Source organism: Catenibacillus scindens, from assembly GCF_014202115.1.
GTDB classification, from domain to species: Bacteria; Bacillota; Clostridia; order Lachnospirales; family Lachnospiraceae; genus Catenibacillus; species Catenibacillus scindens.
Window position 1 is genome coordinate 538,761 of record NZ_JACHFW010000001.1, and the last position, 26,873, is coordinate 565,633.

24 protein-coding genes and 1 pseudogene are annotated in these 26,873 nt (G+C 48.5%); 6 read left to right on the forward strand and 19 right to left on the reverse strand.

Annotated features, from left to right (window positions below; translation table 11 throughout):
* Window positions 1-18: 18 nt before the first annotated feature.
* Complete coding sequence (locus HNP82_RS02240) at window positions 19-879, reverse strand: hypothetical protein (protein ID WP_183770993.1); 861 nt, start codon at window positions 877-879, stop codon at window positions 19-21.
* Window positions 880-1,580: 701 nt separating this feature from the next.
* On the opposite strand from HNP82_RS02240, the gene thiS reads away from it, so the two are divergent.
* The 5 genes from thiS (at window position 1,581) to HNP82_RS02265 (ending at window position 5,229) form a co-directional block, all read left to right on the forward strand.
* Window positions 1,581-1,775, forward strand: a complete 195-nt coding sequence (thiS, locus tag HNP82_RS02245) for a sulfur carrier protein ThiS (protein WP_183770995.1) — start codon at window positions 1,581-1,583, stop codon at window positions 1,773-1,775.
* The gene (gene thiF, locus HNP82_RS02250) at window positions 1,775-2,422 is read left to right on the forward strand and encodes a sulfur carrier protein ThiS adenylyltransferase ThiF (RefSeq protein WP_183770997.1); all 648 of its coding nucleotides are present in this window, start codon (window positions 1,775-1,777) and stop codon (window positions 2,420-2,422) included. Before thiS ends, thiF begins: the two co-directional genes overlap by 1 nt.
* Window positions 2,423-2,519: 97 nt before the next feature.
* Window positions 2,520-3,287, forward strand: coding sequence for a thiazole synthase (locus HNP82_RS02255; protein ID WP_183770999.1), 768 nt, complete (start codon window positions 2,520-2,522; stop codon window positions 3,285-3,287).
* A gap of 102 nt (window positions 3,288-3,389) precedes the next feature.
* Window positions 3,390-4,556 carry a 2-iminoacetate synthase ThiH gene (gene thiH, locus HNP82_RS02260; protein WP_183771266.1) on the forward strand — a complete coding sequence of 389 codons (1,167 nt, stop codon included), beginning with the start codon at window positions 3,390-3,392 and terminating at the stop codon, window positions 4,554-4,556.
* Entirely contained in the window at window positions 4,546-5,229 is a 684-nt protein-coding gene (locus HNP82_RS02265) for a thiamine phosphate synthase (protein WP_183771001.1), read from the forward strand. Before thiH ends, HNP82_RS02265 begins: the two co-directional genes overlap by 11 nt.
* 54 nt (window positions 5,230-5,283) lie before the next feature.
* Here the strand turns inward: HNP82_RS02265 and HNP82_RS02270 are convergent, their stop codons facing one another.
* From HNP82_RS02270 to HNP82_RS18550, 8 genes and pseudogenes are all read right to left on the reverse strand, one after another.
* Complete coding sequence (locus tag HNP82_RS02270; protein ID WP_183771003.1) at window positions 5,284-7,302, reverse strand: ABC transporter permease; 2,019 nt, start codon at window positions 7,300-7,302, stop codon at window positions 5,284-5,286.
* Entirely contained in the window at window positions 7,299-8,063 is a 765-nt protein-coding gene (locus HNP82_RS02275; protein WP_183771005.1) for an ABC transporter ATP-binding protein, read from the reverse strand. Before HNP82_RS02275 ends, HNP82_RS02270 begins: the two co-directional genes overlap by 4 nt.
* A gap of 411 nt (window positions 8,064-8,474) precedes the next feature.
* The gene (locus HNP82_RS02280) at window positions 8,475-9,461 is read right to left on the reverse strand and encodes a sensor histidine kinase (RefSeq protein ID WP_183771007.1); all 987 of its coding nucleotides are present in this window, start codon (window positions 9,459-9,461) and stop codon (window positions 8,475-8,477) included.
* 12 nt (window positions 9,462-9,473) lie between these two features.
* Complete coding sequence (locus HNP82_RS02285; protein ID WP_183771009.1) at window positions 9,474-10,145, reverse strand: response regulator transcription factor; 672 nt, start codon at window positions 10,143-10,145, stop codon at window positions 9,474-9,476.
* Window positions 10,146-10,162: 17 nt separating this feature from the next.
* Window positions 10,163-10,648, reverse strand: coding sequence for a GNAT family N-acetyltransferase (locus tag HNP82_RS02290; RefSeq protein ID WP_207720525.1), 486 nt, complete (start codon window positions 10,646-10,648; stop codon window positions 10,163-10,165).
* Window positions 10,641-11,171, reverse strand: coding sequence for a hypothetical protein (locus HNP82_RS02295; RefSeq protein WP_183771011.1), 531 nt, complete (start codon window positions 11,169-11,171; stop codon window positions 10,641-10,643). Before HNP82_RS02295 ends, HNP82_RS02290 begins: the two co-directional genes overlap by 8 nt.
* Window positions 11,172-11,183: 12 nt before the next feature.
* Window positions 11,184-12,539 carry a carboxylesterase/lipase family protein gene (locus HNP82_RS02300; RefSeq protein ID WP_207720537.1) on the reverse strand — a complete coding sequence of 452 codons (1,356 nt, stop codon included), beginning with the start codon at window positions 12,537-12,539 and terminating at the stop codon, window positions 11,184-11,186.
* 57 nt (window positions 12,540-12,596) lie between these two features.
* Window positions 12,597-12,800: pseudogene (locus HNP82_RS18550) on the reverse strand (GIY-YIG nuclease family protein); the annotation flags it as partial.
* 239 nt (window positions 12,801-13,039) lie between these two features.
* Between HNP82_RS18550 and HNP82_RS02305 the strand changes: the two are divergent.
* Window positions 13,040-13,657 carry a flavodoxin family protein gene (locus tag HNP82_RS02305; protein ID WP_183771015.1) on the forward strand — a complete coding sequence of 206 codons (618 nt, stop codon included), beginning with the start codon at window positions 13,040-13,042 and terminating at the stop codon, window positions 13,655-13,657.
* A gap of 455 nt (window positions 13,658-14,112) precedes the next feature.
* On the opposite strand, the gene HNP82_RS02310 is transcribed toward HNP82_RS02305, so the two are convergent.
* From HNP82_RS02310 to HNP82_RS02355, 10 genes are all read right to left on the reverse strand, one after another.
* On the reverse strand, window positions 14,113-14,946 hold the full coding sequence (locus HNP82_RS02310) for a M23 family metallopeptidase (RefSeq protein ID WP_183771017.1): 834 nt from the start codon (window positions 14,944-14,946) through the stop codon (window positions 14,113-14,115).
* A gap of 96 nt (window positions 14,947-15,042) precedes the next feature.
* The gene (gene spoIID, locus HNP82_RS02315) at window positions 15,043-15,975 is read right to left on the reverse strand and encodes a stage II sporulation protein D (protein ID WP_183771019.1); all 933 of its coding nucleotides are present in this window, start codon (window positions 15,973-15,975) and stop codon (window positions 15,043-15,045) included.
* A gap of 81 nt (window positions 15,976-16,056) precedes the next feature.
* A complete protein-coding gene (locus HNP82_RS02320; protein WP_183771021.1) occupies window positions 16,057-17,268 on the reverse strand; it encodes an acetate/propionate family kinase in 1,212 nt (403 codons plus the stop codon).
* A gap of 136 nt (window positions 17,269-17,404) precedes the next feature.
* Complete coding sequence (locus tag HNP82_RS17895; RefSeq protein ID WP_183771023.1) at window positions 17,405-18,214, reverse strand: class B sortase; 810 nt, start codon at window positions 18,212-18,214, stop codon at window positions 17,405-17,407.
* A 179-nt stretch (window positions 18,215-18,393) separates the two neighbouring features.
* Window positions 18,394-19,701, reverse strand: a complete 1,308-nt coding sequence (locus HNP82_RS02330; RefSeq protein WP_183771025.1) for a peptidylprolyl isomerase — start codon at window positions 19,699-19,701, stop codon at window positions 18,394-18,396.
* Window positions 19,702-19,821: 120 nt separating this feature from the next.
* Window positions 19,822-23,307, reverse strand: coding sequence for a transcription-repair coupling factor (gene mfd, locus HNP82_RS02335; RefSeq protein WP_183771270.1), 3,486 nt, complete (start codon window positions 23,305-23,307; stop codon window positions 19,822-19,824).
* A gap of 58 nt (window positions 23,308-23,365) precedes the next feature.
* Window positions 23,366-23,935, reverse strand: a complete 570-nt coding sequence (gene pth, locus HNP82_RS02340) for an aminoacyl-tRNA hydrolase (RefSeq protein ID WP_183771027.1) — start codon at window positions 23,933-23,935, stop codon at window positions 23,366-23,368.
* A gap of 159 nt (window positions 23,936-24,094) precedes the next feature.
* Window positions 24,095-24,385, reverse strand: coding sequence for a septation regulator SpoVG (gene spoVG, locus HNP82_RS02345; protein WP_183771036.1), 291 nt, complete (start codon window positions 24,383-24,385; stop codon window positions 24,095-24,097).
* Between the two features lie 52 nt (window positions 24,386-24,437).
* Window positions 24,438-25,562, reverse strand: a complete 1,125-nt coding sequence (glgD, locus tag HNP82_RS02350) for a glucose-1-phosphate adenylyltransferase subunit GlgD (RefSeq protein WP_183771038.1) — start codon at window positions 25,560-25,562, stop codon at window positions 24,438-24,440.
* Window positions 25,562-26,833 carry a glucose-1-phosphate adenylyltransferase gene (locus HNP82_RS02355; protein ID WP_330599371.1) on the reverse strand — a complete coding sequence of 424 codons (1,272 nt, stop codon included), beginning with the start codon at window positions 26,831-26,833 and terminating at the stop codon, window positions 25,562-25,564. The genes glgD and HNP82_RS02355 overlap by 1 nt, the downstream gene beginning before the upstream one ends.
* Window positions 26,834-26,873: the final 40 nt, after the last annotated feature.

A 26,873-nucleotide genomic window follows, 5' to 3' on the forward strand; every position in this document is an offset into this window, starting at 1 on the left:
TTATCCATGCTGCGGCCATCATGATTTTTCAACCGCTTCAAACCCGTAGGTTGCCTCCCCTTCCGGCCACTGGCCGACGATCTCATAAATATATCCCGGCTGAGCTGTAAATGTCAGTCCTTCCTCTGTGCTTTCCACAGTCACATTTTCGCCATCAGGGATAGAATCTTTGCTGCCCTCACGATCCTCTTCAGTCCACCGGGTTACAGTAACACTCTCAGGCGTATAGGCGGAAACCACAGTCATAGCAGTCTCTCCTTCCAGAGTGAAGGTCACAAGGCCATCGCTTTGAAGAACATGTTCTGAATCAACAGCAATCCCCTCCGTCTCACCATTTTCGTTGGTATAGCTCCATGTATATCCAAACCGGTCACACACCGCAGTCACAATAGCGTCAGTCTGTGTATAATTAAGGGATAATTCCGGCGGATTTGACGTATCTGGCGCCGGGAAGAACTGATCCAGCAATTCCCCGTATTTTTCCACATAATCCTGATTTTCTTTTTCTACCCGCACGATCCGGGTAATGCCGGGATACTGTCCGGGATAGGAATTGAGCATAATACCGTCGCCGTAAACTTCCACTACGTCTCCGCTGTTTAAATCATCTGCGGAAATAGCGCTGCCATCCTCATCGGTAATGTCCTGGGGCAATGTCCCCGTAAATGGACTCTCCTGATCAAGGTTTATAAATAAAGCGCCCTGGTCATTTTTCAAATATACGGCCCGGACAGCTTCCTGCTTTGTCTGCGTATCGGTTACTGTCTGGCTCTCACTGGCATTAGTGGCCACGGTTTCACCCTGTGTCTGGTCTTTGCCAGAACATCCCATAAGACTTAATGATAAAATAAGGCATAAAAAAGCTGCTGTTTTTTTCATCACTGTCACACTCCTTTTCCTATTCTAATATCCTTATAGTTTTCCTCATTTTTTTCTTTCCATACATGAACCCTCAAATGCTTTCAGGAAGCAGTAAATGCAGAGAAAGCTGCGGCATCAAAGATTGAAAAATTCTTTTTTACTTTTTGACGCAGCTCACAGCTATAATATATGATATTTGCCAATGAAAATCAATGGATAAAATATACAATCAAAAACATGTCCCTTATAATACAATCAAAACATGTCCCTTCTTGTTGACAAATCCGCTATTTTATGCTAAGTTATTTACGTTCGGAATATATCACTTATATGATTTCCGAGACAGATCATTTTCATACTGGTAACGTTAATTGAAGGGGCGCACCACCGCGGGTGCGGCCCTTTTTGTGCATTTTTTTACAATGAAAGCCAGTCTCAAAGCAGGCCAGACAGGCTGCTTGCAATCCTGGATGGTCCTGCTTTAGAGACGCTAACCCGTATGAGTACGAGGGATGCCATAGGCAGCCCGTAGAGTACGAATACGGGTAGGATGGCGAGAGTGCGTTGCACGGAGCCATCCGTGGCTTTCATCCGTGGTGTTGCCGCGCATCGCGCGGCATATCAGATACAACTGAAGCCAGTCTCAAAGCAGGCCAAACAGGTTGCTTGCAATCCTGGATGGTCCTGCTTTAGAGATGGTTCAATTAAGGAGGCAAAAAATGAAAGTCAACGGAAAAATTTATTCACTGGCCCAGCCGTTAAGCCTTAAAGATTTCCTTGAAGAGAAAGGCTTTAATTCTGATCGGGTGGCTGTGGAATTAAATGGGGACATTATCCCAAAAGGGGCCTATGAAACAACAATGCTATCCGACGCCGATACTCTTGAAGTTGTCCATTTTGTGGGAGGCGGCTGATGGAAAAGACAATACTTCCCACCAAAGAAATGCTGGACGAGGCACTGATTAGACGCCATACCCGCCCGGTCTTTGATGCCATGGCAGCGGCTCATGTGGGCATTGCCGGTCTTGGCGGCCTTGGCTCAAACATTGCCGTCATGCTCACCCGCCTGGGCGTCGGTCATCTTGTTTTGGCAGATTTTGACCAGGTAGATCTGTCCAATTTAAACCGCCAGCACTATATGCTCACCCACGTAGGCATGGATAAAACAAAGGCGCTGGCACAGCAGCTTTACCAGATCAATCCCTACATTGACCTCACCCTTTACAAGGAAAAAATCACAGCCCAAAACGCCCCTCATATTTTTAAAAGCTGTGAAATTATCTGTGAGGCTTTCGATGACCCGGACGCAAAAGCGGCCCTTGTTAATTCCATTTTGGATCAGGAGCCGGGGAAAAAACTGGTGGCCGCTTCCGGTCTTGCCGGCTATGGAAGTGCCAATGACATAAAAACCCACAGGGTCATGAAAAACCTTTATCTGTGTGGGGACAATGAAAGCGGTATTGAGGACGGCCTTTGCCTCATGGCTCCCAGAGCTGCCCTGTGCGCCGCTCACCAGGCCAACATGGTCCTGCGGCTTATCCTGGGAATTGACCAGCCGTAATCCGTCTGACCCTATTCTTTTTAGATAATGTTGAGGTAAAATTAAAATTTGACCCTGGTATCTTTCAGATCACACAATATACAGGAGGACACACACAATGAATGATCCATTAATTATTGGAGGACACACCTTTAACTCACGTTTTATTTTAGGTTCAGGGAAATTTTCTCTTGAAATGACGAAAGCCGTTATCGAAAACGGCGGCGTTGAAATGGCGACACTGGCCCTTCGCCGGGCCAATGCCGGAGGTGAAGAGAATATTCTTGACTATATGCCGGAAGGCATTACACTGCTCCCAAATACATCCGGCGCCAGGGACGCCAAAGAGGCTGTACGCATCGCCCGCCTGGCAAGGGAGCTTGGCTGCGGCGATTTTGTTAAAGTGGAAGTCATACATGATTCCAAATACCTTCTCCCTGACAACCGGGAAACAATTAAGGCCACAGAAATCCTGGCCAAAGAAGGATTTATTGTTATGCCTTACATGATGCCGGATCTCGCCGCCGCCAGAGCTATGGCTGATGCAGGAGCAGCGGCCATCATGCCTCTCGGCGCGCCCATCGGCAGCAACAAGGGACTCCTCACCAGAGATTTTGTTAAAATTCTTGCTGAAGAAATTGATCTTCCCATTATTGTTGACGCCGGCATCGGACGCCCGTCCCAGGCATGTGAGGCTATGGAAATCGGAGCAGCCGCTGTCATGGCCAACACAGCCATTGCCACAGCAGGGGATGTGGCCGTTATGGCCCGGTCATTTAAGCTTGCCATTGAGGCGGGCCGCCTGGCCTATCTTGCCGGACCCGGCCGTGTTCTCGAACACAAAGGCGAGGCGTCCAGCCCTCTGACTGGATTTTTGCAGGACTGATACATCTGTGCAGCAGTTTCGTCCGCCCTATCCCTGATAGCCAAATTGCTGCCGTAACATTTTTAGGAGGCATTCACATTGAATACAGCAAAAACAGACCATATGACCTATATGGACGGCATGGAAGCCATTGACCATTCCATTATGGACACGGTTCTTGCCGCCACCGCAGATTATGATTATGAAAAATACACAGAACAGGATGTTTTTAGGGCTTTAAACCACGACGCTATCACTGTAGAGGATTACAAAGCGCTCCTGTCCCCCGCCGCCCTTCCTCACTTGGAAGATATTGCCCGCCGGGCAAAATCGGAAACACGGAAGCACTTTGGCAACAGCATTTCCCTTTTCACTCCCCTTTACATTGCCAACTATTGTGAAAATAACTGTATTTACTGCGGTTTTAATTGTAAAAATAGAATCCACCGGGCACGTCTGACTATGGAAGAGATCGACCGGGAGCTATCCACCATCGCCAAAACCGGTCTGAAAGATATTCTGATCCTCACCGGGGAGTCCCGCCATATGTCCGATGTGGAGTATATCGGCGAAGCTCTGAAAATCGCCCAGAAGTATTTTTCTTCCATATCCCTGGAAATCTATCCCTTAAATACCGACGAGTACACCTATCTTCACCGGTGCGGCGCGGATTATGTCTGTGTGTACCAGGAGACTTATAATCCTGTAAAATATGAGCAAATGCATCTTTCCGGGCCAAAGAGGATTTTCCCCTACCGCTTTAACGCCCAGGAGCGTGCCCTTATGGGCGGTATGCGGGGCGTTGCTTTCGGCGCTCTCCTCGGCCTGGATGATTTCCGCAAAGATGCCTTCGCAACAGGACTTCACGCCAGCCTTATCCAGCACAAATACCCCCATGCGGAAATTTCATTTTCCACGCCACGGCTGCGCCCTTACATCAACAATGAGGAAAATAACCCCAAAGACGTCCATGAGCCTCAGCTTCTTCAGGTCATGATGGCCTACCGCCTGTTTTTGCCCTATGCCGGCATTACTATCTCCACACGGGAGCGGGCCGGGTTCCGTGACAACGTTATCGGCCTTGCCGCTACAAAAATATCCGCCGGCGTCAGTGTGGGCGTCGGCGGACATGAGGAGGAAGCCAAAGGGGACGAACAGTTTGAAATTTCAGATCCAAGAAGTGTGGCTGAAGTTGACACGGCCATCCGGGCTCACGGTCTCCAGCCGGTTTACAGCGATTACCTGTGGACGGAAGATTTCCCGGAGGATTTAAGAAACCATGCCTGCTGATCACAACATTCCCAATAGCTGTCCTGCCAGCGCAAAATCCGGGAAAAACCAGCAAACCATCCATATTGGCCAGACCGGTTATGTCACCCATTCCGGCCGGGTCATCTGCGTTACCCAGAGAAATCTTTGCCGCCGGCCTTTTCTGGAACAGCTCCGGGCTATCGCAAAAGCCCGGCCGTTAAAGATCATTCTCCGGGAAAAAGACATGAATGAGAGGGATTATCTGGATCTCCTCATCCAGTGCCGGGACATTTGTCAGAACTATAAGGTTCCTCTTTTCGCCCACACCTTTATTCAGGCGGCCAGGGCGGCGCAAATCTGCAGCATTCATCTGCCTCTGCCGGTCCTTGAGGCAAATGCCGGACTGCTTTCAGATTTTCAGGCAGTGGGGACAAGCGTCCACTCCCTGGATGAGGCCCGGCGTGCCGCCGCTCTTGGGGCAAACTACATGACCGCCGGACATATTTTTAACACCCAGTGCAAAGCCGGACTGCCCGGACGGGGCCTTGACTTTCTCTCTTTGATCTGTAAAGAAAGTCCCGTTCCCGTCTTTGCCATCGGCGGCATTACCCCTGAAAATATGCCGGACATTTTAAAGGCCGGCGCCGCCGGGGGATGTATGATGTCGTCCCTGATGACTGCCGAAAATCCCGAAAGCCTGATCAGCCCGTAAGGGAATTTTACCAAAGGCGCAGCCGAACTGCTGCGCCTTTTTCACAAGCTTCAATTATCTCCCCTTGCTGACGATCCGGTAATATGCCTTGGATGTGCCAAAATATACCAACACATAAAAGAGCGCAAAAACTGCAAAGCAGATCAGCGTCACTATGGCCGTAAATCCTGTATCATACAGGCCGAACATGGCCAGCAGCACCGTAAGTATTTTAAAAGCCACAGCCATATGGATTCCCGCGCCGATGAGCGGGGCAAAAAATACAGTAAGAATCTGAGAATGAATAATTTTTGACACTTCTTTCCGGGTCATTCCCACTTTCTGTAAAATATCAAACCGGTCCTGATCTTCATAGCCCTCTGTCACCTGTTTGTAATACATAATCAGCACAGCGGCGCACAGGCAGACAATCCCAAGGAGGATTCCAAGAAAAAACATACCGCCGTATAGGCCCATAAAGCCGTCATAGGAGCTGGCCCGGCTCTCAAGAATCGCCTCTGGAAATGACGTGTCTGCGGCCAGTGCCTGGGTCAGCCGGTTATAAATTTCGATCTGTGTCTCTTTATCTCCCGCCATGTCAAAACCGAAAAAGGTCTGTTTGTAGCTGCTAATGGCTTCGCTGTCCATGCCGTAGGATGTAAGCATGGCGTCAAAACGCTGGATAGCCGTATCGAAATCCGGGACAAATATAAACATAGACGCCATGACCTGCTGGGTGTCAATGCCGTTGGCCACAAAGGAATCCAGGTTTTCTTTAATTTTCACTGTACCGTAGCCTTCAATGTTTAAGATATCCTGATGATAGGATGTCTTTGTGCAGTAAAGCATGATCTCATCCTCCGCTAGCGTCTTATCGGTATTCATCAGCCGGTTATAGTCATCCAGGGAGATCACGAAAATCTGGCGCACAGCGGCGTAATCGGTCAGGCTGGTCAGCCGGCTCTGATCAAAATACAGCGTATCCCCCTCCATGAGCCCGCTTAAATCCAGACTTTTATAGACAAGAGTATTTTCCCTGGTCAGACCGTAGTCTGTCAAAATAGCATCGGACAGATCTGAAATTTTCTGCGCCGCAGCGTCATCCACTGTGTCCATGTTGGCTGTGATCTGGCGTGGAAACCGGTGTTCCAGCAGGTTGTTGCTTCCAAAATAGAGGGAAGCTGTGGAAGAGATCATCACCAGCACCGCCGTGCTTAAAATACAGATCGCCGCCAGGCCGGCGCCGTTGCGCTTCATCCGATAGCTCATAGAAGATACGGAAATAAAATGGCTTGTTTTATAATAATACCTTTTGTTCATTTTCAGCAGGCGGCACAAGACCACAGAACCGGCAATAAACAGAAAGTAAGTCCCCACGATAACGAAGATCACAGCCACGAAAAACATCAGCATGGCTGACAGAGGCTCCTCAATGATTATGGCAAGGTAGTAGCCTGCCCCTAAGATAACCACCCCGATAATAGCAAGGGCCCAGTTAGCCTTCGGCGGCTTCTCCCCCACTGTCTCGCTTTTAAGCAGTTCCACAGGCTTTGCCCGGTACACCTGGCGCAGCCCGTTGAGAAAGAGGAGGGCAAAGATCACAAGAAAGATAACACATGTGGTTTCAATGGCTTTCCCACCCACAGAGAGGGAAAATCCCGCAGTAGCGTGGAGCATATAGGCCATAACAATCTGGGCGCCTTTAGAAAATATAATTCCCAGTAAAACCCCGGCAATAAGAGCGATCAGCGTAATAAAAACGCTTTCCCAGAACAATACAAGAACAAGGTTTCTTTGTCCCATACCTAAAATGCTGTACAGACCAAACTCTTTTTTTCTCCTCCGCATGAGGAAGGAATTAGTATAAAAGAGGAAAAATGTTGAAAATACGGCGATAATTCCAACGCCAAGCTGGATAAACATCTGCATGTCGCCGCCTCCAGGCAGGCTTGTAACGCTGGGGTCACTTGCCAGAAATATAATAATATACTCCATCATGACCATGCCGATACAACTTAAAATATATGGGAAATAGATTCTCCGGTTTTTAAAGATTCCCGTCCCCGCCAGCTTCCAGTAGAAAAACATTTTCATCGTCTGTCACCACCTGTCGCGATCATTGTCAGTGTCCGTGAAATCTTTTCATAAAGTTCTTCATTCGTATTCTCTCCCCGGTAAATCTGGTGGAAAAGCTCCCCGTCTTTAATAAATAAGATCCGCCCTGCATGGCTGGCCGCCTTTACGGAATGAGTCACCATTAAAATAGTCTGACCATCCCTGTTGATCTGGGCGAAAAGATCCAAAAGCTCGTCGGAAGACCGGGAATCCAGCGCCCCTGTAGGCTCATCGGCAAGAATCAGCCGGGGATGAGTGATAAGGGCTCTGGCCACTGCCGCCCTCTGCTTCTGCCCGCCGGAAACTTCATAAGGGTATTTTTTCAAAAGCTGGGTAATGCCAAGTTTTTGCGCCAGCGGAGTTAACTCTTTAGACATCTGGCTGTATTTCTGCCCGGCAAGCACAAGGGGCAGAAAAATATTGTCCTCCAGGGAAAATGTGTCCAGAAGATTAAAATCCTGAAACACAAATCCAAGATTATCTCTCCGGAAGGCGGACAGATCTTTGTCCCGTATCTTGGATACCGGCTTCCCGTCAAGGATCACGTCCCCGTGGGTAGGCTTATCCAGCGTGGCGAGAATATTCAGCAGTGTCGTCTTTCCTGAGCCGGACTCGCCCATAATCGCCACATACTCCCCAGACTCTACGGCCAGAGACACGTTGTGGAGAGCCCTCACCTGATTGCCCCCAAAGCGGGTCGTATAAATTTTTTCCAGATTATGAACTTCTAAAATTGACATCTCTATAAACCTCCTGGTGTACCAAATATTGCTGCTATTTACAGAGTGGACAGCCGCCATCTATACAGGCATTCCCGGCGATTTAACATATCTGCCGGATCACTGTGTAAACTTCTATAGGCTTATAATAACAAAATGCCCCATTATCAACCATCGAAAGGCATGACAATAGGACATCCCAATGTGACAATTTTGTAACAGCAGTTCAGCCATCCGAAATGGGCGGGATGATTTATGCTTGCATAAAAATCAGCCCGCCCCATTTCGGATGAGCAGAGCGCCAGACAATGAGCAAAGGAGCGGCGACAGCCGCGGGTCAGCGCGCAAGCGCGGCTTTGCGAATGGCGCGGGCTGAACTGCTGCCTCATATGGTTCAGCCATCAGAGCGCCAGATCGTGAGCAAAGGAGCGCCTATTCCCCTTTAAAATCATAATGGCCAAGATCAATAACAAACCGTGAACCCTGTCCCAGAACCGAGGAGACAGAAATTTTATGCCCCAGTTTCTTTGCGGCGCTTTTGCACAGATACAGACCAAGACCGGTAGACTTTTTCTCGGAACGGCCATTATATCCGGTAAATCCCTTCTCAAAGATCCGGGGCATATCTTCCGGCGCTATGCCAATCCCTGTATCTTCCACAATAAGATGATCGCTGTCATCCACCGAAATAGTTACCATCCCCTTTTCCGTATATTTCACCGCGTTAGACAAAAGCTGCTCCAGCATAAATCCCAGCCATTTCTCATCGGTGAGGACGGTGCGTCCGGTACCCTCATAAACCAGACGGATACGCCCCCGGATAAACTGTCCCGCGTACTTTCGGATCGCCTGACGGATAATCTTGTCCAGACTGCACTCCTCAATGACCAAATCCGACGCCCCTTCATCCAGACGAACATAGTACAGCACCATTTCCACATACTGCTCCACCCGGAAAAGTTCCGACAATAGCTCCTGGTTAGACGGGGTATCCTCGCTCTGTAAAATCACACGCATAACAGCAATGGGCGCTTTGATCTGATGGACCCAGGTGGCGTAATAGTCCGCCATCTCCGCCTGTTTTGACTGCCAGCGGCAGTATTCCTCATCCCTTCTGCTGCCAAGGGACTTTAAAAGGCTCTGGTAATCTTCCTCCTCAGGATTCAGAGGCGCAGGCAGTTTTTTCCAGAGAAGTTCAATATTGTCCCTGACATGGAGCAATTCTTTATGCCTCCGGTAATACGCCAAAAACCCGGCAACAAACAAAATCACACCTACAAGAACACACAGAACCGCCGGATACCAGATCACCGCCCACGGTTCTTTATACATGGCAAAAATAGCCCCATAAATCCCCAGACACAAAACCATTCCCAGGATACACCTGCGGCACTGGCGCAAATATTTAAAAAACACCATGTCTTTCGCTCCCTACTGTATAATATAGCCGCCGCCCACTTTTGTTGTAATAAATCCTTTCAGACCGGCGCCATCCAGCTTTTTCCTCAGCCGGGCAATATTGACTGTGAGGGTATTTTCCTCCACATACACATCGCTCTCCCACAGACGCATCATCAGTGTATCTCTGCTGACCACCTTGCCTTTATTTTCCATTAAGGTCTGTAAAATACGGAACTCATTTTTGCTCAGATCAATTTTTTGATCTTCATAGACAAGAGTTGTATCGTTTAAATTCAGTATCGCGCCCTTATGCTCCAGCACCGGTATTTTCCCCGCCATATCATAGGTCCGGCGCAGCACAGCCTGGATTTTGGCCGTGAGGACATTTAAGTCAAAAGGCTTGGCAATAAAGTCATCGCCGCCCATATTCATGGCCATAACAATATTCATGTTATCCGAGGCCGACGATATAAAAATCACCGGAACATTGGAAATTTTCCGGATCTCACTGCACCAGTGATAGCCGTTGTAAAAAGGCAGCATAATGTCCACAAGTACAAGATGGGGATCAAAGGAGGTAAACTCTGTGATCACATGGGCCAGGTCTTTCACATACTCCACAGTATTGCCCCAGGATTCCAGATGTTTCTTCATGGCCTTTGCCATAGATGTGTCATCCTCTATAATCAAAATCTTGTACATTGTCTTACCTCCGCGCTCTATAATATTCTCTCCATAGAGATATACCTTTCTTCGTCAGTCACAATAAAATGATTTTTTCGCCAGAAGCTATTGCTCTGAGGATTGTCCCAATCCACGGCCAGGCGTATTTTCCTGTACCCCATCTTTTTCAGGCCACAAGCGCATTCTTCAATAATCTGCGATCCTGTTCCCTTGCCCTGAAATTTTATATCCATCATAAACAGACCAATATACGCGGTCTCCAAATCCGGATAACCGCTGATCAGATCCATAACGGCTATCAACTGCAGTTCTTTAAAAATCCCAATATAAAACTTATCCGATAGATCTTTCCCCGGCGGAAGCATCTCCATATCCTTGAGAATACTGTCCCTCGTAGCCACCGGCGGATGATATTGGTAAAAAATTTCATTTCCCAGACTTAATTTAAGAATCTGATCCACATCATCCGGTGTTAATTTTCTCACGTTAAAAGTCTGGGATAGCTGAAAAATATTAATCATCACGCTCTCCAGTCTGAGTGAAATTTTTTATAAATAACAGATAGACTAATAAAATTAAAAATAAAATATCATAAATCTTAATAAAGCCACCCAAAAGAATATTTAACCCAATATATCCTGCAAAAATACCGATTTTGATCACCATGGGGAGAAATCCCCGGCCTTTGGTCAATGTAACTATATAGGCCATCACCGGCGAAAGGCAGGCAAATACCGCCCAGCCTTTAATAAATGTCCATCCGTAAACCGAATGGGTCCACATGGCCGTCAGGTAATATGTGATCAGCATTCCCGCGCAATATGTAAAAATATTGGCCATGGCATATTTTCTGTTTCTGCTGAACAGGCTGATGGCAACGCCTATAAGCACCCACACGCCGGCCTGTGAAAAAATTTCGCTTAAAGATATTCCAAAATGCTGGGCATAAAAATGAATGTCAATCTCTTTAACAATGAAACCGGAAGCCAGCCCCGCCAGGAACATGATCAGGGGATTGAGAATCCTGTTTTTCCACCTTGACATAATGGTTCTGCCTTATTTTTCCACGTCAAAAATCATCTCAAATGGGTCGTCCACCCTGCAGGGCCGCCATTTTTCAAGGCCCGCACCGTTAGGATCGCCATTCTTCATAAAGTTTGTCCAATAGCGGACCATCTGATCCGAAAGGGCAAAATCCCCGGAAGTCATAGGCCGCCAGCACTGACCCAAAGTGCCGAACATATACCAAAGCTCTGCGGAATGGAATGCCCCCGCTTCATCCCCCGGCAGGTCTCTCTGGAAATAATAGACATAGCATGGTTTGTGGCTGTTCTTATCTGTCTCAAGGGCAAAATCCTTACAGCTTTGCCGCAAATGGCTGTTTTTGTTTTTGGCCTCATCAGGGGTCACGGTAATATCGTCCTTTGTAGAACCGATCATAATGGGGACATCGGCAATCTGACCGGTTCTTGTCAGTTCATCAAAAGTACCGGTACGGAACTTTCCATTCATCACTGGCCAAAACGGCAGTCCTTTGCCGGCGCTCATATTTTCAACAATAAGTTTTGTCTGAATATCACAGAGTATCTCCTCCGGAAGGGCTCTAAGCGCCTCCACAGAGTCCGCCTTTGCCTTTTTCACAATCCGTTCTCCCAGCTCAAAGGCGTCCTCCAGGCTCACATCTTTTTGCAGAAGTATTGGATATCCTGCGCCGCTCTGCAAAATCGCTCTGGCAAAAAGACCTTTGGCATAGGGTGAGGATATTAATGTCTGGGTGCTGATACATCCGGCGGACTGGCCGAAAATCGTAATATTTTCCGGATCTCCGCCGAAAGCGGAAATATTTTCCCGAACCCATTTTAACGCTGCCAACTGATCCATGATCCCATAATTGCCGCAGGCCGCCTCATCCTCCGCGGCAAGCCATGGATGAGCAAAAAAGCCCCAGATTCCCAGGCGGTAATTGATGGTCACAAGGATCACGCCCTGTCTGGCATAGGCGTTGGTGCGAAATTCCACTTCATGGCCGCAGCCGCCCAAAAAACCTCCGCCGTGAATATAAAAGGCAACAGGGAGTAGGGAATCTTCCCCGGCGTTCTTTTCACGGGCGTCCTCCGGCACCCAGATATTTAAGTAAAGTCCGTCCTCTGACACCGGAGTAGCGTATACCGTATCCTGGTAAAATTCCTTTCCATAAAAAGAGGCCGGATCCTGGCGGTCCGTCTGAGCCTGACGGTTTCCAAAATGATCCGCTTTTAACACACCCTGCCAGGGTTTCAGAGGCTTTGGCGCCTTCCACCGGAGTTCTCCCACCGGTGGCTCAGCATAAGGCACGCCTTTAAATACAATACATCCATCTTCCCGTACGCCCTCAAGCATACCCTGTTTTGTCATAACGGTTTGTTCTTTCATCTGTATTCCTCCATTTTCACTATATAGTTTACATAACTTTTCCTTTTCTTTCCTCGGCATTTGTTTAATCCAATATTCCCTTCTGGCCGCCTCTGTTTTTGTCAAAAAAGGCTGGCAGTAAACCAGCTTTACCGGCCGCCGGCTCCGGGTATATTTGGCCCCCCTGCCCAAGTTATGGTTTTTTACCCGTCTGTCAATATCATTGGTCCAGCCTGTATACAGCGTCCCGTCGCTGCATTGAACAATGTATGTATAATTCATAAATCTGAGCCCGCTTTCATTTACTCTTGACCGGATACCTTGTTTAATGATTAAATATATTGTGAAATAATACGATGAGTTGCCCGACAAATGGGCAACTCATAATACGATGCCAGGGTCAAAAGATTTTTTTTGCTCCTACATCGTAACCGTTCAGCCCGCGTATTCCTGATGGCAAAACGGTTATCCTACACCATATTGTAACGAAAAGAAGACGATCACGTCAAGGAGGAATTGGAATGAATGTTTTATTGATTAATGGCAGCCCACATGCCAACGGATGTACTTACACTGCCCTCAACGAAGTGGCTCAGGCATTAAACCGTGAAAATATTGATACGGAGATCATCCACGTGGGAAACAAAGACATTCGGGGATGTATTGCCTGCCGTAAATGTTCTCAGCTTGGAAAATGTGTATTTGACGATATGGTCAATGAGGTTGCCCCGAAATTTGAGCGCTGCAACGGGCTGGTCATCGGTTCTCCCGTCTACTATGCTTCCGCCAACGGTACCCTTATTTCCTTCCTAGACCGGCTGTTTTACAGCTCCAATGCAGATAAATCCATGAAAGTGGGCGCTTCCGTGGTAAGCTGCCGCAGAGGAGGAAATACGGCAACCTTTGACGAGCTGAACAAATACTTTACCATTTCCAATATGCCCATCGCCTCCAGCCGTTACTGGAACATGATCCACGGCAACAACGCCCAGGAAGCTCTCCAGGATAAAGAAGGGCTCCAGACCATGCGCATTCTCGGACAGAATATGGCCTTCCTCATTAAAAGTATCCAGCTTGGCAAAGAAGCCTTCGGATTTCCTGAAAAAGAGCCGGCCATTTTCACAAACTTTATACGTTAAAGTCCAACCCATCAGCGCGGCGCAGCGTAGGCGCGGGCTGAACGGTCACTCTCTCATGTTCAGCCATCCGGAATAGACGGGCCAAACAGTTAATATATGTACAGGCCGGCCAAAAGCCGGCCCTCTATAATTAAGCAGCCTGAAATGTTATGGGGCGGTGGATGACACTGTAAAAATTCATATGCTGCGGATTTTCAATATGTACTGTCCAAAACAGCTCCATATTGGATTCACCGCTGACATGACACACCGGCTGCTCGCATCAGGTCTGCCCTCAGACCTGATCAAACGGCCAAATTACTGCAGTTTTTGCCGTTTGTTATAATATATGCGCCGGAACGGCAATGTGTTCCCTGCGCCGTCCACTTTCCGGACATAAAAAGCAGGCGTTTTCCGGAATCAATGATCCGGCAAACGCCTGCCAGGTTGGTGCAAGGGACATGCCTGCCCCTCTCTTATTCCATAAAGGTTTTGGGATCGGTTGGCTGTCCGTCTTTTGTCAGTTGAAAATAGAGATGACTTCCTTCTTCGCCAAAGTATTTTGTCGGCTGAGCCACTGTTCCTATGGTCTGTCCTTTCTCAACAGTATTTCCAGCTTCGACGGTAACATCTTTAAGCTGGCCGTAAGAAGCCTGATAACCGTTGCCCATGTCAATGGTAACAACAGTTCCCAGAGCCGCATCATTGGTAACCGAGGCAACAGTACCTTCATAGGCCGCATTGACAGGAGTGTTGATGGATGTGGCAATAAGCACTCCCGGATTGCATTTATATTGATCCAAAGTTTTGTAGTATACAGTGGTATCCATACTGTAATCCAGAAGGATATCCCCCTGAACCGGCCAGCTCATCTTCTGTGTCCCATCAAATCCGGCAAAGGTACTCTGCGCGGACTCACCGGTACTTTCCTGATCTTCCTCACCGGAAGTCTGGGCGCCGTCAACGCCTGAAACTTCCCCGGAATTGGCGGCGATGGCGTCACTCTGGGCTCTTGCCGCTTCCTCCTGCATTTCATTTAAAATCTCCTGTACCTCATCAGCATTATAACCTTCGGTGTAATCCATATCGTAATCATTATCTTCTGTCCGGTTATCCGCCACGGCATCAGCGCCGCTGGCAGACTCAGGCACGTCTTCAAATCCGGCCGCATTCTCAGCAATCTGCTGATCCTGCATGGATGACTGATAATTAACAACCCCCGCGACTGCCACGATCGCTAAGGCGCATACTCCGATGGCCAGATAAAATCCTTTGTTTCTGAAAAAATTAAATAGATTCCTTTTCACCATTATCACCTCTGACTATAGTCTCACCATAATCCGAAGTTTTATACATATAAGACTTAAAGAATCCTGGGAAGAATGATTCTTCGCTCCCAAAAGTCTTCAGGTGTCAATGGCTGTGCCGGGGAAATACCAGGACAGGATCTGCTCGTACCCCTGTCCCTCCTGGGCCATGGCGCAGGCTCCCCACTGGCTCAATCCTACGCCGTGTCCGATTCCCGTCACGTTAAAGGTAATCGTTTTGCTTTTTGCCCGCACCTCAAAATTAGAAGACGGAAGATTCAGGGCAGTACGCGCCTCCTCCCCTGTAAACTCACAGTTTCCCATCTGTATGCGGGTCACATAACCGCTGCCGTCCCGCTCAAGGATCTGCACCGTATCCTTAAAGGTTTCCGGTGACGCCTGGAAATCCTTAAACCCGCCTTTGAGCAGGTCAATACATTTTTCCACATCCATAACGATCTCCTGTGGGCAGGTCTCACAGTCCGTGTCCCAGGCGCTGTCCACGGAAACAAGATAGGGAATAGAGCTTCCCCATACCTCCCCGGCGTCCCGGGTCTTTCCGCTGCCGCATTTAAAAAATACCGGGATGACTGCGCTGCCCTCATAGGTAAGGATTTCTTCCGTGGTGCCATTCACAGCCTGACAGATTGCTCCGTGATAGGCGCTGTAATTTTCCCCATATTCGCTGCGCAAAACTCCATCGGAATAATAGGGAAGAGAAAGCTCTGTAGCCTCCACGCTTTTCCGCTCTCCAATAGTGTTCATAGCATAGGTCCTGGCAATGACTGACTGAGCCTTTAAGGCTTCCAGTGGAGAATCCCCCGGAATCTGAGCAGCCACCACCCCCACCAGATATTCGTCCAGATCCATGGAGTTTACCTGATCGCCATTGCTTAAATAAACACGAATCCCTGAGTCAAAGGTTTCGCCCTTCTCCTCAGGGATGTTCTTTCGTATGCATAATGTTACCGCCCAGGGAATCAGATATAAAATAATACCGATTACCATAATTGGCAGAATCTTTCCCTTCATAAGATCCCCACCTTTGACATATCCCTGCCGGACTTTATCCGGCCCACATGATTGTTACAGAATATGCCCGGAGAATCCTTTTCATTCCTTTACAAGAGCCATTGTCTCCCTGGCGATCATCAGTTCCTCGTTTGTTCCGATAACCATCACAGTCACTTTAGAATCCGGTGTGGAAATAACCACATCCTCTCCGGAGAGACGATTCTTCTCATCGTCAATCTTTATACCCATATAGGACCAGTACTGCTCACAGATATCCTTGCGCATCTGGTCGCCGTTCTCGCCGATGCCGGCGGTAAAAACGATAACATCCACGCCGTTCATAGCTGCCGCGTAGGCGCCCACACGTGTGGCAATATTATACATAAAGACGTCCATGGCCCGCAGGCACTTTTCATCCCCTTCCTGACAGCCCTTGCGGATGTCACGGAAGTCTACCAGGCCGCCGGACAGGCCGTAGATCCCCGATTCCTTATTAAGAATCGTATTGATCTCATGAACAGTCTTGTGTTCTTTCTCTACAAGATAATCTACGATGGCCGGGTCAATGTCGCCGCAGCGGGTACCCATGACCAGTCCTGCCACCGGAGTAAATCCCATACTTGTATCCACAGATTTTCCATTTTTAACGGCGCATATGCTGGCGCCGTTACCCAGATGGCAGACGATAGTCTTTAAGGACTCATAAGGTTTGTCAAGGATCTGGGCTGCCTTTTTAGACACATAGCTGTGAGAAGTCCCGTGGAAACCGTAACGGCGGATCTTATAATCAGTATAATAGCGGTAGGGAAGACCATACAGATAGGCTTTTTCCGGCATAGTCTGATGAAATGCTGTATCAAACACAGCAACCATGGGAACATGGGGCATCAGATCATGACACACATTGATGCCGATGAGATTGGCCGGATTATGTAAAGGAGCCAGTTCACAGCACTCCTCAATATCTTTGAGAACCTCATCATCAATGACTACAGAGGACGCCAGCTTTTCGCCGCCGTGAGCTACCCGGTGTCCGATAGCACCGATCTCCTCCAGAGAACCGATCACACCATAGTCTTCGTTAACCAGACATTCCAGCACCATGCGGATGGCATTGGTGTGATCAGGCATAGGGGACTGGATCACAATCTTATCGCCGCTTCTTTTGCCTCTGGCCGGCTTATAGACGATCTGACTGCCTTCAATGCCAATGCGCTCGCAAAGACCTTTGGCCAGCACCACTTCCGACTGGGCGTCAATAAGCTGGTATTTTAATGATGAGCTACCACAGTTTACTACAAATACATTCATAAAGCTACCTCCTGGTTTAATTGCCGTACCGCGTTTTTTGTTGTTTCTTGATAATTTAACGAATTTATTTCGCTCTATCATTAGTAGTTTTTACCAATGGTACTGAGTGTATTGTAGCACATTTTCCCGGTTAAGGCTATATCTTTTTTGCAATTATGGCCAGCCGCCCGTTTTCCTGGGAATACTCGCAGGTGGACAGGGTAAGCAGTTCATCGCCGTAGGAGGCGTCCACTCCGGTGTCATACAGCTCAAGTGCATGGATGTTGTCCATATACTGATCAAACTCCTCCTTGGAGGCAGCATTGATCAGACCATAGTAGCGAAATCCATCTTCATTTTCATAGAGCGCCCGGCCAAGGATCACGGACACAATGGCATACTGCCCGTCGCCGTAAATGGTATTGAAAGTAATTTCCGGGTGTTCTTTATAAAAATCCTCATCCTGGTAGTCCAGAAGATGACTGAACATCGTATCATTTTTCATATTGTGGCCGTAAATGATCACGTTGGTACTTCGAGGCTCCAGAGTACAGGCCCCGTCCACAAAGGGCAGACCGCTGTACTCATACTCTTTGTCAAAGTTCCTGTGAAGATAATACTGAGAGTCCTCAGGAGTGTACATCACCGGATAGCTGACAGCAGTACCCTCGATCTCAATCCAGCCCACAAAATCCGGATTCTGCTCCACAAGCCTGGCGTAGCGGTTAGAAGCCTCTGTCTCAGCCCCTTCGCCGGAAGTCTCCGGATTTTCCCTTTCCGATGAGGACTGGTCGGCCACCTGGTCATCAGGCAGGATGAGATCTTCCAGAGCAGAAATCTCCCGCTGAGACTGCCATCCATCCCAGTAATATTTCAGCAAATATCCGCCACTCCCTACAAAGCAGATCAGTGCGATCACCAAAATAACGTTAAGGACAATGTTTTTCTTCTTTTTTCCCTTTTTCACAGTACCACCTCCGTTACCTTCACACAGCAGCCAGACACTTGCTGTATGGCTGCGTAAGAACGTGATTCAGGTGTTCGCAGGCTTCTTTTGCGAAGCAAAACTTTAAATAAGCCTGCGAAGGTTACTGCTCACTGGCTTGCCAGTGAACAGTAACCCACCACCGGTCTGTCCTTTTCCCGTTACTGAGCCGCCGTCTCCGTCTGTCCGGCGTCAGTCTCACTGTCGCCGCGGCCGGCGCCTGCATCCCCTTCACCGCTGTCTGCGGCGGCTGTGTCACTGGAGCTGTCTGCGGCGGCTGTGTCCGCCTCGCTGCCGCTCTGGTCAGACGCCTCTGTCTCACCGCTGCTCTCCTGGGCAGGCGTGTTCAACACGACAAAGTCCTGCCATCCCTGATAAAACTCAGGGTTATTATCCTCCAGCCACTGCTGGTAAGTCTCGTTATACTTGCTCACCGCCAGACTGCGCTGGGCGGACTGGGTAAGCTCCTCGTTATTTTCAGAAACGCACTTCATCACATGATAACCGTACTCTGTCTCAACAATAGCCATCTCCCCTTCAGCCAGGGCAAAGGCGCCATCGGTAAATTCCTGGACATAAGTCACTCCGTCAGGACTCTCCCCGTTCCGGTTAAGAGAATACTCAAAACCGCTATCCTCATTATATTCTTCCGCCAGTGCCTCAAAATCCTCTCCGGCCTGGGCCCGCTCAAGAATTTCCTGGGCCTGAGCGTAACGGGACTCTTTGTAGCTCTGGGCTTCTGACTCAGACATGCTTTGTGTTTCCCCGGAGTCATTGGTCTCCTCAGGTGCAGCCGTCAGCAGGAGAATATGATCAACTGTGCGGAAAATACAGTCCTGCTGCTCATCTTCCGTAAACTGGGCGATCTGCTTTTCCACCTCTGTATCCAGCACTTTCGCCGCGATGGACAGATGCTCAAGGATCTGGGTCACATTTTCATCATTAAAACCGTAAAATTCCTTGTCCGCATCAGAGACATTGGCGTTGAAGCTGGCAAGGTTTTCAGCGATCTGTTCGTGATCGTCATCAGATAAGGTGATCTGATCCTCCTCTGCCATGGTATTCCAGAACGCGGTCTGGAGAACCTGGCTTTCCACAAGACGTTTCAGATAATCTCCGTAGGTCATCCCGTCCTCCGACAAAGTCATTGTCCAGTCAATAGACCCGGTGTATTCCATCTGAGTTCGCATACTCAGATAATTATAAAACAGCTCCGGCGCCATAATATCCACGCCGTCGATGGTCAGGGCCACAGCGTCAGGGTCCACCGGCTGGTTTTCAGTCACAGCCTCCGTCTCCTGAACATCCGTCTCCGATTCCCCGCCGGTCTGCGCCCCGCTCTCCTCTGTCTGGGACGCCTGGGTCTGCCCGTTAGTATCCGCCGTATTTTCTCCGCAGCCGGCGATCATTCCAGCCGCGAGGCAGAGCGCCGCAGCCGCTGCAGTTGTTTTTTTCAGTAATTTAATCATGTTCCAATATCCTTTCCGGGAAAAGTTGTAACTATTCGGGGCGGCGCATCTTCTTGTCCGTCCTGTGGCCGGACAAGAAGCATCGGATGTTTTCCCGCCGCCCTAAACTGTTACGAAAAATTATTCCCCTGTTAATGTTTTTATATCTGAGATAAGTATCTTCTCACAGCGGATCAGGTCAAATCCCGGCCCGCTTTTTGTTTTCACTGAAAAGTAAGGGTTATCCCCCATAGTAAACTTCATGGCCCCCCGGTACTTTTCCAGAAGAGGACCAATACGCTCCCCCCGAACTTTGGCCCGTGGAAACATAGTCACTTTTGTCTCATTGCCCCGATGGGTAATCGCAGAAACCCCCGCGCTGTGAGCAAGGGCTTTCACCAAGGCAATGCCTAGAAGATTCTGGACAGCTTTAGGCAGCTCTCCAAACCGGTCCATCAGCTCGTCGGCCATCTCCTCATATTCCTCCTGGGAAGATATGGCCGCAATACGCTTATAAATATCCAGCTTTTGGAACTCGTTGCGAATGTAGGTTGCAGGAATATAGGCGTCCATATCAAGGTCAATAGTCGTCTCGAAATCTTCCTCAACTTCTTCGCCCCGCTGTTCCTTCACCGCCTCGTTGAGCATTTTGCAGTACAGATCATAACCTACAGCCTCCATATGTCCGCTCTGCTGCTCACCGAGAAGATTTCCCGCCCCCCGGATCTCCAGATCTCTCATAGCGATCTTAAACCCGGAGCCAAGCTCTGTAAATTCACGGATAGCCGACAGACGTTTTTCCGCCACTTCCCGAAGGATAGTGTTACGCCGGTACATTAAAAAGGCGTAGGCAGTGCGGTTGGACCGCCCTACCCGGCCGCGGAGCTGATAGAGCTGGGACAGTCCAAGTTTATCCGCGTCATGGATGATCATTGTATTCACATTGGAAATATCAAGTCCCGTCTCAATAATGGTTGTGGATACAAGGACGTCGATCTCACCGTTAATAAAACCATACATGATCTTTTCCAACTCCCGCTCGTTCATCTGCCCGTGGGCGTAGGCCACCTGGGCGTCAGGCACTAGCCGGCTGATAGCCGCAGCCATTTCCTGGATACCGTTGACCCGGTTAAATACATAGTAGACCTGGCCCCCTCTGGACAGCTCACGGTTAATCGCCTCCCGGACCATTTCCTCATTAAACTCCATGACATAGGTCTGAACAGGCATGCGGTCCATGGGCGGTTCTTCCAGCACACTCATATCCCGTATCCCCACCAGGCTCATATGGAGGGTCCTTGGTATAGGTGTGGCTGTCAGCGTAAGAACATCCACGTTTTCCTTCATTTTTTTAATTTTCTCTTTGTGGGTCACCCCGAAGCGCTGCTCCTCATCGACAATGAGTAGGCCCAGGTCTTTAAATTCCACATCTTTGGACAGTACCCGGTGGGTTCCGATAAGGATATCCACCATGCCTTTTTTCAATTCCTTCAAGGTGGCCGTCTGTTGGGCTTTTGACCGGAACCGGCATAAAAGATCCACAGTCACCGGATAATCTTTCATCCTCTGGACAAAGGTATTATAGTGCTGCTGGGCCAGGATGGTGGTAGGCACTAACAGCACCACCTGTTTTCCATCCTGCACTGCCTTGAAGGCGGCCCGGATGGCCACCTCAGTCTTTCCGTAGCCCACGTCGCCGCAGATGAGCCGGTCCATAATCTTTGTGCTTTCCATATCCTTTTTCGTGGCCTCAATAGCTGTGAGCTGATCCGCCGTTTCTTCATAGGGAAACATTTCCTCAAACTCCCGCTGCCACACTGTATCCGGACTGTAGGCAAATCCGGTCTTTGACTCCCTTGCAGCGTAAAGGCGGATAAGGTCTGTGGCCAGTTCCCGGACAGCCTTGTGTACCTTTGCCCTGGTCTTCCCCCACTCAGGGCCGCCCAGCTTGTTCAATTTCGGATGCCGCCCTCCGGCTCCGGCGTACTTTTGTATCATATCCAACTGGGTGGCCAGAATATAAAGGTTTCCTCCGGCGGCATACTGAATCTTTATATAATCCTTGGTAACACCGTCCACCTCCACCTTCTCAATCCCCTGGTAAACTCCCAATCCATGATTTTCATGGATGACATAGTCGCCCACGGAAAGATCAGCAAAACTGCGGACCTTCTCCCCTTCATGGATTTTAGGGCGGCGTTTTTTCTTCTTTTCTTCCCCGAAAATATCGCTCTCCGCCACAATGGCAAACTTAATAAGAGGGTACTCCATCCCCCGGCCAAGGCTGCCGTGGACGATCATGATTTCCCCGCTCTGGACAATCCGGTCCATATCCGGGGTATAAAAAGCGTTCAGATCATATTCTGTCAGGTCTTTGGCCAGCCGCTGGGCGCGGGTCTGGGAGCGGCACACTAAAATGATCCGGTACTGCCCCCTTTTCCACCGCTCCAGTTCTTTTACAAGCAGCTCAAAATTGCTGTTGTATGGATTGATGGATTTTACTGTCAGATTATAGCTCTCTTTCACCGTAAGCTCCCGTATCCGCTGGGCGATAGTGCTGAGCATCACCGTTTTTCCCATTTCCAGACGGGCAAAAATGGTCCGGCTCATAAAAAGCACGTCCATCTGTCCGGAAAGAATATAGCCCTTCTCCAGACGCCCGGTCATCCCCTCATGGAACTCCAGCTCCACCGCCCGGCACTTTTCTTCCAGCCGCACCGGCTCATCCAGGAAAAAGACTGTTTCTTCCCTTGAAAAATATTCCAAAAAAGAACATGTATTTCCGTAAAAGTAGGGGATAAAGCTGTCAATATTTATAGAAGAGTAAGTTTCCTCGATCCCTTCCAAAAGCTCGTCGATCGTCTGGTTCAGATGGAGGGCCGCGTCATTATTTTTGTCTTTTAAAAATTTCTTTACCCCTTCATCTCTGGCCCGGCGTATTTTATCCACGCCTGCATTTAAGATCTCTTTTGTAAATACAAACTCTGAGGCGGGATAAATGGTCAATGTTTCCACCTGCTCAATAGAACGCTGGCTCTCCACATCAAAGCTGCGAATAGAATCCACCTCATCGTCCCACAACTCAATACGATAAGGGCAGTCATCGGACATATTATAAATGTCGATAATGCCGCCGCGGACGGCAAACTGTCCGGGACCTTCCACCTGTCCCACACGCTCAAAGCCCATATTCAGCAGCCGGATCTTTAAATCCTCCGTATCAACGACTGCCCCGCTCTCCACAATGATCTGATGGGAACGGATCAGCGACAGGGGAAGTACCCGGTCTAAGAGAGCATCAATGGTTGTGACCACGGTGAGGGGTTCGCCATCCAAAAGCCGGCGGATCACTTTCAGCCGCTGGCTGACAATCAGATTGCCATGAATATCCACGTTGTAAAAAATCACATCTTTCGCCGGATAAAAAAGAACGTTCCGGTCAAAAAAACGGTAGTCTTCATAAAGCTCCCTGGCTTTTGCCTCGTCATAAGTGATCAGGATCTTATACTTAAAATCCCCGGAAAGAGCCCAGGCAAAGTGACTTTTCTGGGCGTCAATGCATCCGTCAATATGGATAGGCAGCCGGTCTTTCCCGATATCCTCCCGGATTTTCTCAAATTCGCCCATCTCCTGCAACGGTTCAAAAAAAGCTTTCAAATGGTCTCCCTCCCGTTTTACAAAGCTGTCATTTTTTCTTTGCGTTATATGTGTTCATCGCCGCGGCCACGCCTTCCCTCAGGATCATTTCCACAGCGTCCGCAGCCAGATCTACCGCCTCGTCCATAATCTTCCTGTCCTCCGGACTAAAACGGGCCAGCACATAATCTGCCAGATCCCAGCCTTTGGGCTTCTCTCCCACGCCCACCCGGACTCGTGGAAATTCCTGTGTTCCCAGATGAGCGATAATATTTTTAATGCCGTTATGCCCACCGGCGCTGCCTTTTTGCCGGACACGGAGCTGCCCCGGTTCCAGATTAATATCATCGTAGATAACGATAATATTTTCAGGTTCCGTTTTATAGTAATCCGCCACTTCACGAACCGCCTCGCCGGACAGGTTCATATAGGTCTGGGGTTTGATCAAAATCACCCGCTCACCTTCCAGTATAGCCTTTGCGTACAGAACTTTATTCTTTCTCACAGTGACCTGTGTACGGCACCGGTCTGCCAGGCGGTCGATTACCTCAAAGCCAATGTTATGGCGGGTTCCTTCATAAGTCTTGGTCGGATTTCCCAACCCTGCGATTATATACATATCTCACCAGCTTTCTTTTTGTTGCCCCTCTATTATACGCACAAAAAAAAGCCCTTTGCAAGGGGCAGCCGGAGAAACTTATTAAAAAGACCGCACTGCGGACAGATAATGTCCGCCATGCGGTCTTAAAATTCTTTCAGACAGCCTTTTTAGCCTTCTTTAAAACTGGGCCTGCGCTTCTTCCTCTTCACTTTCCAGAGCAGCGATCTCGTATTTCTGGAGAATGATATTTTGTATCCTCTCCCGTGTCTCGGAATTAATAGGATGGGCAATATCACGATACTCCCCGTCTGCCGCTTTTCTGCTGGGCATTGCGATAAATAAGCCTTTTTCTCCTTCAATCACTTTAATATCATGGACAACAAACTCATTATCCAGGGTAATGGATACAACGGCTTTCATTTTACCTTCTTTGCTGACTTTTCGTACTCTCACATCTGTAATCTGCATAGTGCAAGTCCCCCTTAAGTTCTTAACATATTCAATTCAATGGCTGCCTTAATCAAAGAATATAGCGCTCATTGTCTTCAATAACAACTTTTATCTTTCCATCTTCACCGGTGTAGGAAGTATTTGCCCGGATCGTATCTCTGCTCTCTACAATACAGTTCTCAATCACTGTATTATCGCCGATATAGACATCATTTAAAATGATGGAATTGCGGATCACACAGTTGTTTCCAACATAAACTTTCTTAAAAAGAACAGAATCTTCCACATCCCCGTTGACAATACAGCCACTGGAGATCAGACTGTTTTTCACGTTGGCTCCGGGATTAAACTTGGCCGGCGGCAAGTCCGCAATCTTTGAGTAAACGCTGGGATATTCCTTGAAAAAGTAATCCCTCACTTCTTTTTTTAGGAAATCCTTATTGGCCTTAAAATAGGAATCCAGGGTGGCGATATTGCGCCAGTACCCTTCCATCTTATAGCCGAAGATCCGTTTCTGCTCCTTATATCTTACAAGAATATCCTGAACAAAATCATTTCTCTGCTCCCCATGGGCTTTCTCCAGAAGCTCAATGAGATGCCTGCGCCGGATTACGTAAATTCCCGTAGACACAAGATTCTGACGGGCCACCAGAGGTTTCTCCTCAAAATCAGTGATACGTTCCTGATCATCCAGCTTTATAACACCAAAGCGGGTCAGATCGTCTTCCTCAGGATCCATCTCTTTATAGACAACAGTGATGTCCGCTTTTCTGGAAATATGATATTCCAGCACTTTATTGTAATCCAGTTTGTAGATACAGTCCCCGGAAGTGATGATCACATAGGGTTCATGACAGTCCTTCAGGAAATCCAGGTTCTGATAAATAGCATCTGCCGTCCCCCGGTACCAGTAACTGTTATCATCGGTGATGGTGGGAGTGAGAACAAAAAGTCCTCCCTGCTTTCTGCCAAAATCCCACCATTTGGATGAGTTTAAATGCTGATTTAATGACCGGGCGTTATACTGGGTCATGACAGCGACTTTCTTAATATGGGAATTGGTCATATTGCTCAGAGCAAAATCCACACAGCGAAAGCTTCCCGCAACGGGCATCGCCGCGACAGCTCTGCGTTTGGATAATTCTTCCATCTTATTATTGCTTCCGCCTGCCAATACAATACCTATTGCTCTCATCACATATCACCTGCCTTAATTATTGCCTGTCCGCCTGCCAGTAACCCATCCGGATAATCTTCTGCAAAAGTAACGCCGGAAATCGCTGTATTTTTACCGATCTTTACATCTGACGGAATCTCTGAGTTTTCAGCGATCGTCACAAGATCAAAAGCGTAAACCTTGGGGTTTAAGACACTAGGCGCAAACTCGCCCACGCCCATCTCCACATGATCGCCCACCTTCACATTCTCGCCGATAATGGCCTTATCAATGACACAGCCGGCTCCGATGGACGCGCCCCGCATAATAATAGAATTTTTCACCACGGCGCCCTCGCCGATGGTCACGCCGGCGCCAATGACGCTTCCGGACACTTCGCCGTAAACTTCAGCGCCCTCGCCGATGATGCACCGCTCCACTTTTGAGGACTCCCCAAAGTAAAGAGGCGTGATAATATCATTGTTGGTGTAGATCTTCCAAAATTCCTCATACAAATTAAATTCGGGAATAATGTCGATCAGCTCCATATTGGCTTCCCAGTAGGAACCTAAAGTTCCCACATCTTTCCAGTATCCATTAAACTCATAAACATAGCAGTTATGGTTTTTATCATGAACGTAAGGGATCACATGCTTTCCAAAATCACAACCGGGGACGCTCTTTAATGTCAGAAGTGCTTCCTTCAAAACACTCCAGTTAAAAATATAAATACCCATGGACGCCAGATTGCTGCTGGGTTTCTCCGGCTTCTCCTCAAATTCCTGAATATTGCCGGTGGCATCCGCCACCACAACTCCAAACCGGCTGGCCTCCTCCCAGGGCACCGGCATACAGGCGATGGTCACATCGGCATTTCTTGATTTGTGATAGTCCAGCATCACCTCATAGTCCATCTTATAAATATGATCTCCTCCAAGGATCAGTACATATTCTGGATGATAACTCTCTATGTACTCCATATTCTGATAGATGGCGTTGGCTGTACCGGAGTACCAATCGGAATGTTCGGTCTTCTCGTAAGGCGGAAGAAGGGTCACTCCGCCGTAATTACGGTCCAGATCCCATGGAACACCGATGCCGATATGGGTATTCAGCTTTAAATGTCTGTACTGCGTCAAAACACCTACCGTGTCGATACCGGAGTTGATGCAGTTGCTTAAAGGGAAATCAATGATTCTATATTTGCCGCCAAATGCAACGGCGGGCTTGGCCACATTGGCAGTCAGGACTCCCAGCCTGCTGCCCTGGCCTCCCGCCAGCAGCATTGCTATCATTTCTTTCTTGATCACGCAATCACCTCTTGTTGTTTTATTTATGTGTTAAACTGAG